Here is a 15134-nt window from a genome sequence, read left to right on the forward strand (position 1 = left end):
TGATGTGCTCGAATCAAAATGACAGCTAATCACTAACCTACACCACCATGACTGAATTTTCCACCAGTCTACCCCCACAAAAAAATGCCAGGATCGCAGGCTTATTATATCTTGTCAATATAGTTACGGGCATTTTTGTCCTGATGTATATTCCCGGAAAGCTTATTGTTTGGAGCGATGCGGCTACAACTTTTAAAAATATCACCGAATCTGAAACATTATTCCGCCTGGGCATTTTGGTCTATTTCATTTGTTATATCTTCTTTTTGCTACTTCCACTTGCTTTGTACAAATTATTAAAAGAGGTAAATAAAAACTATGCTATTCTGATGGTCATATTGGCCCTGGTTCAGATACCAATGGCTTTTGTAAATATCCTTAACTATTTTGCGGTATTAACCCTTATTGGTAAAGCCAGCTACCTGCACACATTTGATCTGCCCCATCTGCAGGCCCAGGTGATGTTAAATCTTCACTTTTATAGCCAGGGTAATCAGGTAGCTTCTATATTCTGGGGACTTTGGCTGCTCCCTTTTGGTTACCTGGTATATAAATCGGGCTTTCTGCCGAAGATTTTAGGTGTTTTTTTGATACTGGGAGGTTTGAGTTACCTGATAGATTTTACCTGTGATTTTCTATTTACAGGCTACGGTAAAATGACCATTTCTAGTTTTGTTACCATACCCGCCAGCATTGGCGAAATAAGCATCTGCCTGTGGCTGCTGATCATGGGGGTGAAGAAACAGAAAGCAACATAAGGCTTCAATCGGAACAAAAACCTATATAAACAAAAAAGGCTCATCATTACGGCGAGCCTTTTTCCATTAAAAGTATATTTAAATAAGGTTATTCAACAATGCTTACTTTAAGCATATTGGTTTTACCTTGTTTAATAATAGGCACAGCGGCGGTATTAATCACTACGTCGCCGGCTTTGATGAGGTCTTCTGATTTCAGGATGCCGTTTACATCGCTGATAGTTTGGTCGGTACTTTCCAGTTTATCATAGAAAAAGGCACGTACACCCCAAACCAAACTTAAAGCATTTAGCAATTGCCTGTTGGAGGTGAATATATAAGTACTTGCCTGTGGTCTGTGGCTCGAGATCTGGAAAGCGGTATAACCAGATGTGGTCATGGATACGATACCTACCGCATTGGTGTGCTGCGCCAGGTGAACGGCCGATTCGCAAACCGCGTTGCTCAGGTAATCTGGCGAAGATGGATCAGTATTATTAACTTTAGCAGTATTAAAGCTGTAACCAAACTCCTCCACGTTACGCACAATTTTAGCCATGGTTTCGATAACAATAACCGGGAACTCACCAACTGAAGTCTCGCCGCTAAGCATCACCGCGTCGGCGCCATCCAGTACCGAGTTGGCTACGTCATTTACCTCGGCGCGTGTTGGACGTGGGGTAGTGATCATAGATTCCAGCATTTGGGTAGCTACAATTACCGGTTTTGAAGCCGCACGACATTTGCTCGCGATCATTTTTTGTAATAATGGAACTTCTTCCAATGGCATTTCTACACCAAGGTCGCCACGGGCTACCATCACACCGTCTGTAGCGGCAATAATTTCGTCGATGTTATCAATAGCTTCCGGCTTCTCTACTTTGGCGATAACCTTGGCAGCTTTACCACTTTGCGCGATGATATGTTTTAATTCAGTAATATCCTGACCGGTACGTACAAATGATAAACCTATCCACTCCACATCATATTTCAGTGCGAATTGCAGGTTGATCAAATCTTCTTCGGTTAAGCTTGGGATAGATACTTTAGTATTTGGCAGGTTAACTCCTTTGCGTGAAGTTAGGATACCGCCGTGTACCACTTCGCAGATAACGGTGTCTTTTTTGTTGGTTTCAATAACGCGTAACTGCAGTTTACCATCGTCCAACAAAATAATTTCGTTGGCTTGTACATCCTGTGGGAAGGTATCATAAGTAATGTAGATCTGCTCATCATTACCGATACATTCCTGAGTGGTGATTTTAATATGAGTTCCGTTAACCAGGTGTATGCCACCATCTTTTACCAAACCGATACGGATTTTAGGGCCCTGTAAATCGGCCAGGATGCCAACGTTGGTTTTGTATTGTTCGTTAATTTCACGAATGATGTCAATTACGGCTTTATGATCCTCCGGTCTTCCGTGCGAAAAATTAAGGCGGCAAACATTAACACCGGCTTTGATCATAGCTAATAAAACATCTTTTTTAGCTGACGCCGGGCCCATGGTGGCTACAATTTTAGTACGATTATAGTATAGTTTCATATTGTTCGGGTTAAACTGGCTTACATTTATATTAGTGTAAAACCAACACTCTTTTTTTAAATTTTGCGCTAAAATAACAGATTTTCCCGTGATTTTATTTTTTTCGGATCAATCTTTACGGCGGCCACAACTTCGGGTATCTTATTAATGGTTGATACCAGGCTGTCCAGGTCGTCATCGTCAATATAATTCTTGATCATAACAAAGTAATCGGCGCTCCTGATCTCGGGCACCAGATAACCGTCAGACCCCTTATTACCAATAAAATAGAAGTCGGTTTCGGTGGTTTCCCACTGGTAATGAAAAAGGGAGAACAATACAGGTTCGGCCCCCTGATAGATATCGACAGAGAGGTCGTTTGACCGCACGAAATTAAAATTTAAAGATTTGTTGATAAGGTAACAAATACGGTAATCTTTTAATGATGTGGTTATGGCGATAAGCACAAAATCAAAATCGATCTCAAACTTTAAAAATTTCCTGTTCAAAATCATTACTTTTACAAACGTCAAAATTACGAATACAAACCGTTTGAATAAAATTTTGTTACCGAAATATATTGTAAAAGTTTTAGATTTGATAATTGACAGAATTTATTTTTCTTTGCACTGAATTTTTATTAATCATTAAACTATAAAGACTATGTCTGATATCGCTTCAAGAGTAAAAGCTATTATCGTAGAAAAACTGGGTGTTGACGAAAGTGAAGTTACACCAGAAGCGAGTTTCACCAATGATCTTGGTGCCGACTCGTTAGACACCGTGGAACTAATCATGGAGTTTGAAAAAGAATTTAACGTGGCTATTCCTGACGATCAGGCTGAAACTATTGGTACTGTTGGCCAGGCAGTTGCTTATCTTGAAAAAAACGTTAAATAAGACTCCCTAACTGGATTAAATGGAGTTTAAAAGAGTTGTAGTAACCGGGCTTGGAGCACTTACTCCTATTGGTAACACAGTTTCAGAATACTGGAACGGTTTGATCAATGGGGTAAGTGGCGCTGCCTTAATTAAAAGTTTTGACACTGAAAAGTTCAAAACTAAATTCGCATGTGAAGTTAAGGGCTTTGATGCGGATGGTTTCCTGGGCCGTAAAGACGCCCGAAAATTAGATCCTTTTGTTCAATACGCTCTTTTTTCAACTGAAGAAGCCGTAAAGGATGCAGGATTAGATTTCGAAAAATTAGATGTTAACCGTATAGGTGTTATATGGGGAGCGGGCATAGGTGGTTTAAAAACCTTCCTTGACGAGGTGATGAACTTTGCCAAAGGCGATGGTTCACCTCGCTTTAACCCTTTCTTTATACCTAAAATGATAGCTGATATTGCCCCTGGTCATATCTCTATTAAATATGGCTTACGTGGCCCCAACTTTACAACGGTATCTGCCTGCGCTTCATCAAACAACTCCCTGATTGATTCATTTAACTATATCCGCATGGGTAAAGCTAATATGTTTATCAGCGGTGGTTCTGAAGCCATCATTAACGAAGCCGGTATTGGCGGTTTTAATGCAATGCACGCCCTGTCAACCCGTAACGACGATCCGGCAACGGCTTCGCGTCCGTTTGATTTGGATCGTGATGGTTTTGTGGCCGGTGAAGGTGCTGGTACCATTATTCTTGAAGAACTGGAACACGCTAAAGCACGCGGCGCAAAAATTTATGCCGAAATGATAGGCGGAGGCATGAGTGCCGATGCTTACCACATGACCGCTCCACACCCGGAAGGTTTAGGCGCGGCAGCCGTTATGCGTGCAGCTTTAGAAGATGCTAACCTTACCCCTGCCGATATCGATTACGTAAATGTTCACGGAACATCTACACCAATTGGCGATCCGCAGGAAATTAAGGCTATACATGATGTTTTTGGCAATGATATTTACCGTATTAATATCAGTTCAACCAAATCAATGACTGGTCACCTCCTGGGTGCTGCCGGCGCAATTGAGGCCATAGCATCTATATTAGCTTTAAAAAATGGTATAATTCCCCCTACTATTAACCATTTTACCGACGATCCTGCTTTTGACCCTAAAATCAACTTTACCTTTAACACTGCCCAAAAGCGTGAAATAAAGATAGTTCAAAGCAACGGATTTGGTTTTGGTGGCCATAATGCTTCTGTTATATTTAAAAAGTACGAAGATTAATTGTGGTTGTGGATGCCTATCAGTCAGTTTTATAAGCTATATATATCACCCAACAGGAAATACGTTAAGATTTTAAAGAATTTGCTCGGTTTTGTGCCGGGCAATTTGTCTTTATACCGTTTGGCTTTCCGGCATAAGTCGGTTGCCCAAAACGTAAAAAAAGGGGTAAAAAACAGCAACGAGCGCCTGGAGTTTCTGGGCGATGCCGTGCTGGGCAGCGTGGTTGCCGAGGTACTCTTTAAATTATATCCGTATGAAGACGAAGGCTTTTTAACCGAGCTACGCTCCAAGATAGTAAGCCGCGTAAATCTTAACCAGCTTGCCCGTAAACTGGGTTTTGATAAACTCATTGAGTATGATAGCCGCATGCTTAACTCAAGCAGGCAGGGGTCGTTACTAGGGGACGCTTTTGAAGCGCTTGTGGGTGCCGTTTATTTGGATAAGGGATACGACTTTACCAAAAACTTCCTGATCAACCACATCATCAAATCGCATATTGATATCCACAAGCTGGAACAAACCGAAACCAATTTTAAAAGCAAATTGATTGAATGGTGCCAGCGCCATGGTCGTGATATTATCTTTGAACTGGTAACCAACCTGGAAGGTGAAAGTGCCAAACTTTTCACCGTACAAGCGAGCGTTGATGGCGAGGTGGTAGGCGAAGGCAAAGAATTCAGCAAAAAGAACGCCGAAAAACTAGCCGCCGAAAAAGCCTGTGAGTCTTTGGGGATTTAGTTATTTTGGAGCAAAGAACAAGGATCTTTGGATTAACGATCTTTTTCTTATTTGTTGCAAAAAGCGTTACTCCTATACCCTCTCCCAAATCTTTATTCGGTCCTTGCTCTTTACTCCAAAGATCTTTGCTCCTTGTTCCCCTAATCCTTACTCCAAAAAATTAATGTTTCTCTTTTTTCAATGTCTCTCCCGGTTCTGAGAGCCTCAGTGTAGTATCTTTTTTGATAAAAGTTGGCGAATTTAAGCCCTCGAGCATATCTTTCTCTCCACTGTTTTTATAATACTCATACGACTTTTGCATCTGTTTGATCAGGTCATAATCGGTCCAGCCTTTCAGGTCCTCGTAGGATGGGGTATAGTAATTCATGAACCTGCGAGCGGCACTATCTGTTGGCAGTTTGGTATACTGTTTTACAAAATATACATTGTAGCGCCTGTTAATTTCGGCCTGCTCGGCTTCTCCTTTGGCAAAATTGGCAAATCGGCGTGCACGTCCAGGGGTTTTACCAAACAGTTCGTAAAGCCCTGTGATTGGGCTGCTTAAAAACGAGAGCACGGGAGGCTTACCGCTATAATAAGTACCTTGTTTACGGTAATCGTTCATGATGGCGTTAAGTTCCTGCTTTTTTGTTCGGCCAAGCACTTTTACTTCGGCCAGCTTGATTACCGGCTGCATGTATACCGGCATATCGCTGTTATTCAGCACCACAACTTTTTGCGGGGTAAACTCTTCCTTTGTAAAAAGTAAGGTATCGCCGGCAGAAGCCTTGATCGAAAACCAACCCAGGTCGTCACTGATCATGAGGCTGTTAGTTTTGAGGTTTTTGATCAAAACCTGGCCAATACGCTCAGGTGTACTCTTTTTGGAGATCACTCCTTTGAGTGTAAATTCCTGAGCTGAAGCTATTAAAGCGGAACAAATACAGGCTATAAGAAGCAGGGGAAAACGATAATACATGAATGTGATATAACGTAAAGATACCAACTGTATTTTACACCAAATGTAAAAAAGTGTTAAACTTGGGATTGAGCCTAAAGTCTTGAGTTCTGATTCTTAAGTCGTAACTGAATAAAAAGGGCTCTTGATTATATCGAGTTTAGTTAAAAATCAATTAATAATTTGAATTTTGGGCTCAGAACTCAAGACTTCAGGCTCAGAACTTCATACTTTTCAAACTTCAAAACAAAAACCCTATCTTTGCACATGATAAAATCCATGACAGGGTATGGAATTGCCAGTTTTGACTCCGGTAATACTAAATATACCGTTGAGATCAAATCCCTGAACAGCAAATTCCTTGAACTATCCCTTCGCTTGCCAAAAATATTCTCTGAAAAAGAGTTTCAGCTGCGTAATGATTGCAGTAAGCAAATTGAACGTGGTAAAGTAAACCTGTCTATCAACATTGAACAGGTAAATACGGCAGTAAAAGCTGCGGGTATTGATAAGGATTTACTTAAACAATACTACCTGCAGCTAAAAGAGGTAAGTCAGGAACTTAACGAACCCACTACCAACCTGTTACAGCTTGCCTTAGGTTTGCCCGAGGTGGTAAAATATGACGACGAAACGGCATCAGAAGATGAATGGAAATTGGTTGAAAAAACATTTCAACAGGCTTTGGCTGCATTTCAGCAATTCCGATCGGATGAAGGCAACGTACTCGAAAATGATGTAAAACACCGCATCAATATCATCCTGAAAAACCTGGAACTGGTGGAATTGGAAGATCCTAAACGGGTACCCCTGATACGTGAACGTCTGAATACATTTTTAAGCGAAGCTGCCGACAGGGAAGCTATCGACCAAAATCGTTTTGAGCAGGAACTGATATACTATATTGATAAACTGGATATCACCGAGGAAAAAATACGACTGAAAACACATTGTGAGTATTTTATCGAAACCCTGAAAAATGCTGATGCAAACGGTAAAAAGCTCGGTTTTATCTCGCAGGAGATCGGTCGCGAAATAAATACGCTGGGCTCCAAAGCCAACGATGCCAACATCCAGAAACTGGTAGTAGGCATGAAAGAAGAGCTTGAAAAAATTAAAGAACAACTGTTAAACGTTTTATAGCATAGTCATTGAGTCATCGGGTCATTAAGTCATTACATAATAAGATGAATAATGACCCGATGATACTAATGACCCAATGACAGAATCAAGAATGTCCATAGAAGGTAAACTCATCATATTCTCAGCCCCATCGGGAGCAGGCAAAACCACCATCGTACATCACCTGCTTAGCAAAATGCCGGAGCTTGAATTTTCCATTTCGGCAACCACCCGTGAATGCCGTGGCGATGAGGTGCATGAAAAAGATTATTACTTTATCAGCAAGGAAGAATTTTTGCACCGTATTGCCAAAAAACAGTTTGTGGAGTTTGAAGAGGTTTACAGCGGTACATTTTACGGTACTCTGCGTACCGAAATTGAACGCATTTGGGCAAAAGGTAAAACCGTGATATTTGACATTGACGTAGAAGGCGGCATGCACCTGAAACGCAAGTACGACGGGCAGGCCCTGGCCATATTTGTACAGCCCCCATCGCTGGAAGTTTTGATAGAACGCCTTACTGGTCGTGGTACTGACAGTGAGGAAAAGCTAAAAGAACGCTTTGCCAAAGCCGAAAAAGAGCTAAAATACGCCCCACAGTTTGACATTATCCTCAAAAATTACGATCTTGAAACGGCTTGTAAGGAAGCCGAGGAATTGGTAAAAAACTTTATTAGCCCCCCAGCCCCCTAAAGGGGGAGTTCTGAATAACTCATTCAGAGCAGGGGCCCTACAAAAACATTATTAATCATTCCCCCTTCAGGGGGTTAGGGGGCACCACATGAAAATAGGCTTACTGTTTGGTTCATTTAATCCCATACACATTGGGCACTTGATTATTGCCAATTATATGGCTAATCATACCACGCTTGATAAAGTTTGGCTGGTGGTATCGCCACAAAATCCGCTTAAAAAGTATGGCGATCTGATCAATACTTATGACAGGTTAGAAATGGCCAAACTAGCTACAGATCATGCCACCAATATTAGCGTAAGCGATGTGGAACTAAAATTACCCCAGCCATCCTACACCATTGATACACTCGCCCATCTGAAAGAAAAATATCCCGAACATGACTTTGCCCTCATCATGGGATCTGACAACCTGGGTACGCTGCATAAATGGAAGAATTACAAGCTGATATTGCGCGATTATAAAATATATGTATATCCCCGTCCTGGTTATGAAAATGCCGAGCTCGCCGATCATCCAGCGGTTACTATCACCATGACCCCGCAAATGGAACTATCGGCAACTTTCATCCGTAAATCCATCGCCGAAAAAAAGAACGTACAATATTTTGTACCCGACCCGGTCTTGAAATTTATTGAAAGCAAGGGACTATATAGGTAATCTATCATCTGGTCTTGATTCTTATTTCTTGATTCTATCTTCCTATCTTTGTTCCTGTGAGCGAAAAAACCATATTGAAACTACAGCTGCCTACCGATCCGCTTTGGGTTAAAAACGTGGTGGAAAGCAATATTGAGGAGTTACTGACCGATCATGCTTTTTGCGAGCAGAAGGCCGCCAGCAATGCCATTACCCTTATTGTACAAAACCCTAATCTGAACGACCTGGTTCAGGAGATGGCGCTGCTGGTTCAGGAAGAGATGGATCACTTTAAACGCGTACATGATATTATACTCCAACGCGGCTTTGTACTAGGCCGCGAGCGCAAGGATAATTATGTGAATGAGCTGCGCAAATTCATCATCATAGGCGGTGGTCGTGAAGCTCAATTGATCGACAGACTGCTATTTTCGGCCATGATAGAAGCACGCAGCTGCGAACGGTTCAAAGTACTGTCAGAAAATATTGACGATACTCATTTATCCGAATTTTACCACGAGCTCATGGTGAGCGAAGCCACCCATTATGCTATGTTCATTCGCCTGGCCAAAAAATACGCTGTTGAAATTGATGTGGATAAACGCTGGGCCGAGTTTTTGAAATATGAAGCCCAGGTGATCCAGAACTACGGCAAAAGCGAAACCATACACGGGTAATTCATCTATACAAACAGCCTAAATACCGATACATTTTTTATTAACGGCTTTGAATGCGTTACTTTATACATGTCGCGCTTTAAAGCCTTTTCCGTTATTATACATATTGCCGGCTGGTTATTATTTATGGCCTTCCCGCTGCTATTCTTAAGTAATCGCTGGCAGGGCGATATCACCTGGTCTATATTAGAAAAGCACAGCTACTGGTTATTCTGCTATACCTACGTTTTTCTTTTTTACAGCAATGCATACTTTTTTATCCCTGCATTCTTTTTAAAAAGAAGATACGTGTTATACAGCATCATTGTACTATTGCTGTTTGGCGGGGTATATTATCTGCAGCCTTTTGACAAATTGTTACGCAGTATCGGGCACCGAACAATGGGTATGTATGGACGTGCCCGGCCGCCATTTGGGTCATTTCCGCCGGGTTATCCAGGTCCTGAAACCATGCCAACAGATGGAATAATGGGATCTCGTCCCGGATTTTCGGGAGATACGACGCGACAATTCCCACCACCCATGTTCCCCAACGGGCAACCTTATGGTAAACATCGTTTTTGGCGTTTACGACCAACCGACAGCATCAGCATATTTATATTTATCATGATCATGGCATTAAGTACCGCCATCAGGATCATACAACAATGGCGGCTCACCGAGCGCCGCGCCATACAGGCCGAGGCTGATAAAACCACGGCCGAGCTATCCTTCCTAAAGGCCCAGATCAATCCGCATTTTTTATTCAATACGCTCAATAACATTTACACACTAGCCGTTATAAAGGATGATCACGCCGCAGATAGCATCATGAAGTTATCCAATATTATGCGTTATGTAACCGATGATGTGGCAGCCGATATGGTTCCGCTGCAAAACGAGGTAGACTGTATCAGCGATTATATCGAATTACAGCGTTTACGCATTGGTAATAATACCAGGGTCAATTTTATTGTGACGGGCGATATTGAAAGCAAAAAAATAGCGCCACTTGTGCTGATGACTTTTATTGAAAATGTATTTAAATACGGCGTAAGCAAACATGAAAAAACAACTATCGATATTAAGATTAGCGTGAGTGATACTGATATTTCTTTTTTTTGCAGAAACCATATTTTTGTGCGCCGCGAGGAAAATCAGCGCGGTGGAATAGGCATCAGGAATACACAGCTGCGTTTAAATCATTTGTACCCTGAAAAGCATTTACTCAACATATGGAATGAGGATAAAGAGTATTCGGTACAGCTTATCATTAACCAGGTATAATTTATGGCATTACAATGTATCGCTATTGACGATGAACCACTGGCGCTAAGACTGATAGCAGAATACGTATCGCACTTTCCGGCCCTGCAGCTGATTAAAACGTTTGATGATGCCATATCCGGCGCTGAGTTTTTAAAAACTAAACCCGTCGATCTGCTTTTTATTGATATTAATATGCCCGATATTACCGGTATCGATCTGGTACGATCGTTACCGGTAAAACCCATAGTAATATTTACCACCGCCTATAAAAACTTTGCCTACGAAGGCTTTGAGCTGGAGGCACTGGACTATATCCTGAAACCTATCGATTTTAAACGCTTTGAAAAAGCCGTGGAAAAGGCTGTGGATTATTATCGATACAAAAACCCGGCAAGTAACGCACAGCCAGAAGAAAGTCTGTATGTATATTCGGAATACCGCATGGTAAAAATAGACCTGGCCGCCATTGAATATATCGAAAGTATGGAAGATTATATTAAGATACATCAAACCAATGCCCCAACGGTCCTTACATTGATGTCCCTGAAAAAAGTACTTGAAAAATTACCTCCCGATAAATTTCAGCGCATACACCGCAGTTATATTGTACCATTGAGCAAGATCCGTTCTATCCAGAACCGTAAAATTAAATTAACCGATGTAGAACTACCGGTAAGCGACAGCTATCATGATATTATCCGTAACTGGATGAAATTCAGATGAAAAAACCGTGTCTATCGGCACAAAATCACTGTTTACCGATACATTCCGCGTCCTGGTTACTTCCCTATATACATTTACAGGCGTTAATAAACATTGTTTAACCTTATTAATCCTGTAGACCATGGAACGTAAAAGCTTTCTTCGCACCTTTGCTGTAGCCGCAGCAGCGGGCCCTCTGCTCATTGAAGCCTGTAAAAAAGATTCGGCAGCTGCCCAAACAGACAGTACCACTACCACTACTACATCAACCAACGGCACTACATGTACTACTACCCCAACGGAAACAGAGGGACCTTACCCTTATGTTGGTGGCGAAATAACTAACCCGCTAAACCGGGCAGATGTTACCAGTGGACAAGCCGGGGTACCTCTGACTGTAAATTTCCTGGTAGTGAACGTAAACGACAACTGTAACGTAGTTACTGGCGCCCGGGTAGACATATGGCATTGCAATAAAGATGGCTATTACTCCGGATATGCCAACCAACCGGGCTTACTGGGCAGCAAAAGCTATGTGGGCGAAACCTGGTTGCGCGGATACTTATTGACAGATAGCTCAGGACTAGCCAAATTTACTACCATTTACCCTGGTTGGTATGGCGGCAGGGCCACGCACATACACATGGAAGTTTTTGTGAATAGTGTATTAAAAAAAGTATCACAGCTTACTTTCTCTGAAACTATATCTGATGCCGTGCATGTTTCCACTCTATATGCCGCGCATGGTATAAACCCTATCCGCAACGCAAACGATAGTGTTTTTGGTGATTCGGCAACCGATCTTGCTCTGGAAACCCTGGCTTTAACTGGCAGCGTTTCAGCAGGATATTCGGGCACTTTTACCCTTGGCGTAGCACTTTAAAAGTTTGACGTGATACGTTTGACGTTGTACGTTATTCCCCTTTCAAAACATATAACGTATCACGTAAAACGAACAACCTAAAAACTCTAAAAATCAAGAAAATGGCACTTATCAAATTAGCATATAAACAGATTATTGATGCATCGGTACGGGGTAAGTTTGAAAGAAATGTATTACAGGCATCGTACCAGGAGTTTTTACTCAAAATGCAGACCTACAATCCCAACCGGGAGTTTAAAACTTTTACTGCGTTAAAAGCACATGATGGCCGGGCCAACTCATTGCATTATAAATTGAGTTTTGCGGTTGGGCATTTTATACAAACGCTGGATAATAAGATACCCGGACTTGCTGACAATCTGGGTAACCCTGTAAAATTTGAATTACCGCAATTTGAACTGATAGAATCGCATATCAATGATATTTCTTCGCACCAAGTGGCTATTACTTATACTACCGGTATTTTAACCCTGGTTAATCAATTGGCGGAGTTTATGGTATTGGCAGAAGGCGATGTATCAGAAAAATTTGTGGTCGATACTTTTATATTAAAAATGCAACATGGGCTTTCCATAACCAGTTACCAGGAGTATCAGCCCGAACCACTGTTTAAAGATAGTTTCCAGCAGGGTTAATTCTATTATCCTTTTTTTCATGATGTCAGGTCGGGCGTCTGTGTGTTTTTACATGCAGGCGCTTTTTGGTTATGTTTTAACAAAGCCAACTACATTCTGCAGGTAGTTATCCATCATGTCTATATCAACCACATCATTAATAAAACCGATGTGCATATCCGGGCGAATGATAAGGGCCTTTTTCTGTTTCTCTTTAATACCAAAAGCATCAAACACGTGTTGGTTTTTAGCTGATGGTGGCAGATAAAAAAAGTTAAGGGTGCCTGTATAATTCTGGGTGATCCATTTGGCAAGGGTAAACAGATCGAGCTCCTGCAATTTGCCTATGGTTATCATGGTAAAACCAGGCTTGCTGCACCATTCATGCAAATCTGTTTCCTGTTGTTTCTTTTCGTCGAACACTTTGAGGTAAGGAAGTCTGTCGCCGGCTTTTATGGGCGAATCATGACTGAGGTGCAGATTGATCTGGCTTTCGCGATAGCTGATCCCGGTTTGGGATATTCTCCTAAAAAAAGTTTCTCTTAATGCCGGTTTACCCCAAACGTTTTTCAGTATGGCAGGTAACGCCCATTTTTTGAACAGGCCTACAAACCAATTACGCGACAGTATCAGTTTAAAAATACGATCGGTAGTATTCAATAGGTCTTTAGCTACCGGCATACGTTCGGCGGCATAGCTATCCAATACTTTTTCCTGCAATTGTTTGTTGACTACGCCGGCCAGTTTCCAGGCCAGGTTATAAGCATCCTGCAAACCAGTGTTCATGCCCTGTCCGCCCACAGGCGAATGGATATGCGCGGCGTCGCCAATTAAAAAACACCTGTTCTGCCTGAAATTATCGGCCATTCGGTGATGCAGGCGGTAGGTGGTAAACCAGTTGGTATGTTCTACCCCAATAGTTTGCCTGGTAATGGCATTCAGAAAAGGCAATATTTCTTCTATTTGTAAATCTTCCTGCTGATCAAACCCTTCGGGCAGTTGGCCAACAATACGGTAGCACTGCTCCTCGGGCATTGGAAAAAATGCAGCAAACCCTTTTTTTGCTAAAAAGAGGGCTACCTTATCGCCAAAAGCATTATTGATTTTTACATCGGCCAGGTAAAATTGGTGTTGATAAGTATCGCCATTAAAAGGTATCTGCAGCTGTTTCCGCACCAGGCTATGTGCACCATCGGCTCCAATGAGCCAATCGCAGGTGATGTGCTGGGTTTCTTCACCAGCCTGCAATTGCACCAGCACTTTACCCGCTTGTTGTTCTATGGTCAATAACGATGTATTCCAATAGACCGGGCAGCAATTGAGCGTTAAAAAATCGAGCAGAAGGCGTTCATTTTTACTTTGCTGATACAGATGTACAAACGGGAATGCTGTTTGAGTATCGCCTACATTACTTAATGATAATTCGGCTACTTCTTTGCCTTCCTGATTAAATACAACACCTGCAGCTTGCTTTCCCCCATTTATAATGGTATCAATAACACCTATTTGCCGGTATATCTCCAACGAACGGGCCTGCACGGCCAGTGCTTTGGAATGAGTGGTTGGCCCTTGTTTATTATCAATAATTACAGGCTGCACACCATAACGCAATAGCTGGGCGGCCATCATCAAACCCGAAGGCCCGGCCCCTACTATCAACACACTGGTATGCTGCTGCGTAACCGTCATTTTTTATTTATGGGTGAAAAAGCAGGAAAATTGTTGGCCGTTTGTGCAGCTCGGGCACTTTTTTCTGCCACTCGGCAATGGTTTTGGTTTGCACAAACTCTGTAGGGGCCGTCAAATCAGTGGCTATGCAGAGCTTGGTTTTGGGATTGGCTGTTTTTAATATTTCTTCCAGCATAGGGTTATTGCGGAACGGCGTTTCGATAAACAACTGTGTTTGATCGAGCTTAATAGCTGCGGCTTCCAGCTCTTTGATCTTTTTGCTGCGTAACACCTTATCAATAGGTAAATAACCATGAAAGGTAAAACTTTGGCCATTAAAGCCCGAAGCCATCAGCGCAAGCAAAATAGAGCTTGGGCCCACCAAAGGCACCACTTTAATACCCATGCGGTGTGCCTTATCCACAATTTCGGCACCAGGATCGGCAATGCCGGGGCAGCCTGCTTCGCTCATCAGGCCCACATCGTTACCTGCCTGCAAGCCTTTAAAAAAGTCGGCCTTGCCCATATCCCGGTTATGCTTGCTATAATCGTGAATGATCAGTTCGCTTTGAGGCGTTTTTAAACCAGCCAGTTTTAAAAATTTGCGGGCGGTTTTCTCATTCTCCACAATGTACTCTTTGATACTGTTAATGGTATCAACCAGGTAGGGGGTAAATGACTGGGCGGCCGTTTCTTCGGCCAGTGGTACGGGTATTAAATAAAGGGTTCCATAAGGCATATTGCAAAGTTGCTGTTTTTTGTTTAAATTAAGCTAT

Annotated in this window: 17 protein-coding genes; 12 read left to right on the forward strand and 5 right to left on the reverse strand. The window is 42.2% G+C overall.

Features of this window, described 5'->3' with window-relative positions:
- The first annotated feature begins 47 nt into the window (after nucleotides 1–47).
- Entirely contained in the window at nucleotides 48–758 is a 711-nt protein-coding gene (locus G7092_RS27445; protein WP_166094894.1) for a DUF4386 domain-containing protein, read from the forward strand.
- Nucleotides 759–846: 88 nt separating this feature from the next.
- On the opposite strand, the gene pyk is transcribed toward G7092_RS27445, so the two are convergent.
- Both pyk and G7092_RS27455 read right to left on the reverse strand, forming a co-directional pair.
- Complete coding sequence (gene pyk, locus G7092_RS27450) at nucleotides 847–2283, reverse strand: pyruvate kinase (protein WP_166094896.1); 1437 nt, start codon at nucleotides 2281–2283, stop codon at nucleotides 847–849.
- Nucleotides 2284–2351: 68 nt separating this feature from the next.
- Nucleotides 2352–2771 carry an IPExxxVDY family protein gene (locus tag G7092_RS27455; RefSeq protein WP_166094899.1) on the reverse strand — a complete coding sequence of 140 codons (420 nt, stop codon included), beginning with the start codon at nucleotides 2769–2771 and terminating at the stop codon, nucleotides 2352–2354.
- Nucleotides 2772–2925: 154 nt separating this feature from the next.
- Between G7092_RS27455 and G7092_RS27460 the strand changes: the two genes are divergently transcribed.
- The 3 genes from G7092_RS27460 to rnc are packed head-to-tail and all read left to right on the forward strand — an operon-like array spanning nucleotide 2926 to nucleotide 5173.
- Complete coding sequence (locus G7092_RS27460; RefSeq protein ID WP_031266521.1) at nucleotides 2926–3162, forward strand: acyl carrier protein; 237 nt, start codon at nucleotides 2926–2928, stop codon at nucleotides 3160–3162.
- A 19-nt stretch (nucleotides 3163–3181) separates the two neighbouring features.
- The gene (gene fabF / locus G7092_RS27465; RefSeq protein WP_166094902.1) at nucleotides 3182–4435 is read left to right on the forward strand and encodes a beta-ketoacyl-ACP synthase II; all 1254 of its coding nucleotides are present in this window, start codon (nucleotides 3182–3184) and stop codon (nucleotides 4433–4435) included.
- A 12-nt stretch (nucleotides 4436–4447) separates the two neighbouring features.
- A complete protein-coding gene (gene rnc, locus G7092_RS27470) occupies nucleotides 4448–5173 on the forward strand; it encodes a ribonuclease III (protein ID WP_166094904.1) in 726 nt (241 codons plus the stop codon).
- Between the two features lie 160 nt (nucleotides 5174–5333).
- On the opposite strand, the gene G7092_RS27475 is transcribed toward rnc, so the two are convergent.
- The gene (locus G7092_RS27475) at nucleotides 5334–6131 is read right to left on the reverse strand and encodes a hypothetical protein (protein ID WP_166094906.1); all 798 of its coding nucleotides are present in this window, start codon (nucleotides 6129–6131) and stop codon (nucleotides 5334–5336) included.
- Between the two features lie 246 nt (nucleotides 6132–6377).
- On the opposite strand from G7092_RS27475, the gene G7092_RS27480 reads away from it, so the two are divergent.
- The 8 genes from G7092_RS27480 (at nucleotide 6378) to G7092_RS27515 (ending at nucleotide 12711) form a co-directional block, all read left to right on the forward strand.
- Nucleotides 6378–7253, forward strand: a complete 876-nt coding sequence (locus G7092_RS27480) for a YicC/YloC family endoribonuclease (protein WP_235953954.1) — start codon at nucleotides 6378–6380, stop codon at nucleotides 7251–7253.
- 76 nt (nucleotides 7254–7329) lie between these two features.
- Entirely contained in the window at nucleotides 7330–7926 is a 597-nt protein-coding gene (gene gmk, locus G7092_RS27485) for a guanylate kinase (protein WP_235953955.1), read from the forward strand.
- 88 nt (nucleotides 7927–8014) lie between these two features.
- Complete coding sequence (gene nadD / locus G7092_RS27490; protein WP_166094908.1) at nucleotides 8015–8587, forward strand: nicotinate (nicotinamide) nucleotide adenylyltransferase; 573 nt, start codon at nucleotides 8015–8017, stop codon at nucleotides 8585–8587.
- 56 nt (nucleotides 8588–8643) lie between these two features.
- A complete protein-coding gene (locus G7092_RS27495; protein WP_317170015.1) occupies nucleotides 8644–9243 on the forward strand; it encodes a MiaE family protein in 600 nt (199 codons plus the stop codon).
- A gap of 69 nt (nucleotides 9244–9312) precedes the next feature.
- A complete protein-coding gene (locus tag G7092_RS27500) occupies nucleotides 9313–10509 on the forward strand; it encodes a sensor histidine kinase (RefSeq protein WP_166094910.1) in 1197 nt (398 codons plus the stop codon).
- Nucleotides 10510–10512: 3 nt separating this feature from the next.
- A complete protein-coding gene (locus G7092_RS27505) occupies nucleotides 10513–11214 on the forward strand; it encodes a LytR/AlgR family response regulator transcription factor (protein WP_166094913.1) in 702 nt (233 codons plus the stop codon).
- A gap of 121 nt (nucleotides 11215–11335) precedes the next feature.
- Complete coding sequence (locus G7092_RS27510) at nucleotides 11336–12076, forward strand: dioxygenase family protein (protein WP_166094916.1); 741 nt, start codon at nucleotides 11336–11338, stop codon at nucleotides 12074–12076.
- 101 nt (nucleotides 12077–12177) lie between these two features.
- The gene (locus G7092_RS27515) at nucleotides 12178–12711 is read left to right on the forward strand and encodes a hypothetical protein (RefSeq protein WP_166094918.1); all 534 of its coding nucleotides are present in this window, start codon (nucleotides 12178–12180) and stop codon (nucleotides 12709–12711) included.
- 69 nt (nucleotides 12712–12780) lie between these two features.
- On the opposite strand, the gene G7092_RS27520 is transcribed toward G7092_RS27515, so the two are convergent.
- Nucleotides 12781–14379 (reverse strand): FAD-dependent oxidoreductase, encoded by a 1599-nt coding sequence (locus G7092_RS27520; protein ID WP_166094921.1) that lies wholly within the window; start codon nucleotides 14377–14379, stop codon nucleotides 12781–12783.
- Nucleotides 14380–14386: 7 nt separating this feature from the next.
- Nucleotides 14387–15097 carry an SAM-dependent methyltransferase gene (locus G7092_RS27525; protein WP_166094924.1) on the reverse strand — a complete coding sequence of 237 codons (711 nt, stop codon included), beginning with the start codon at nucleotides 15095–15097 and terminating at the stop codon, nucleotides 14387–14389.
- Between the last annotated feature and the right edge of the window lie 37 nt (nucleotides 15098–15134).

The sequence above is a fragment of the Mucilaginibacter inviolabilis genome, assembly GCF_011089895.1.
In the GTDB taxonomy this organism is placed as follows: Bacteria; Bacteroidota; Bacteroidia; order Sphingobacteriales; family Sphingobacteriaceae; genus Mucilaginibacter; species Mucilaginibacter inviolabilis.

What these genes read in the sequence shown, in the direction of transcription:
- pyk (WP_166094896.1), bottom strand. Translation starts at nt 2,283, where the DNA reads ATGAAACTATACTATAATCGTACTAAAATTGTAGCCACCATGGGCCCG.
- G7092_RS27505 (WP_166094913.1), top strand. Translation starts at nt 10,513, where the DNA reads ATGGCATTACAATGTATCGCTATTGACGATGAACCACTGGCGCTAAGA.
- G7092_RS27515 (WP_166094918.1), top strand. Translation starts at nt 12,178, where the DNA reads ATGGCACTTATCAAATTAGCATATAAACAGATTATTGATGCATCGGTA.
- gmk (WP_235953955.1), top strand. Translation starts at nt 7,330, where the DNA reads ATGACAGAATCAAGAATGTCCATAGAAGGTAAACTCATCATATTCTCA.
- nadD (WP_166094908.1), top strand. Translation starts at nt 8,015, where the DNA reads ATGAAAATAGGCTTACTGTTTGGTTCATTTAATCCCATACACATTGGG.
- G7092_RS27475 (WP_166094906.1), bottom strand. Translation starts at nt 6,131, where the DNA reads ATGTATTATCGTTTTCCCCTGCTTCTTATAGCCTGTATTTGTTCCGCT.
- G7092_RS27500 (WP_166094910.1), top strand. Translation starts at nt 9,313, where the DNA reads ATGTCGCGCTTTAAAGCCTTTTCCGTTATTATACATATTGCCGGCTGG.
- fabF (WP_166094902.1), top strand. Translation starts at nt 3,182, where the DNA reads ATGGAGTTTAAAAGAGTTGTAGTAACCGGGCTTGGAGCACTTACTCCT.
- G7092_RS27480 (WP_235953954.1), top strand. Translation starts at nt 6,378, where the DNA reads ATGATAAAATCCATGACAGGGTATGGAATTGCCAGTTTTGACTCCGGT.
- G7092_RS27525 (WP_166094924.1), bottom strand. Translation starts at nt 15,097, where the DNA reads ATGCCTTATGGAACCCTTTATTTAATACCCGTACCACTGGCCGAAGAA.
- G7092_RS27460 (WP_031266521.1), top strand. Translation starts at nt 2,926, where the DNA reads ATGTCTGATATCGCTTCAAGAGTAAAAGCTATTATCGTAGAAAAACTG.
- rnc (WP_166094904.1), top strand. Translation starts at nt 4,448, where the DNA reads ATGCCTATCAGTCAGTTTTATAAGCTATATATATCACCCAACAGGAAA.
- G7092_RS27510 (WP_166094916.1), top strand. Translation starts at nt 11,336, where the DNA reads ATGGAACGTAAAAGCTTTCTTCGCACCTTTGCTGTAGCCGCAGCAGCG.
- G7092_RS27445 (WP_166094894.1), top strand. Translation starts at nt 48, where the DNA reads ATGACTGAATTTTCCACCAGTCTACCCCCACAAAAAAATGCCAGGATC.
- G7092_RS27520 (WP_166094921.1), bottom strand. Translation starts at nt 14,379, where the DNA reads ATGACGGTTACGCAGCAGCATACCAGTGTGTTGATAGTAGGGGCCGGG.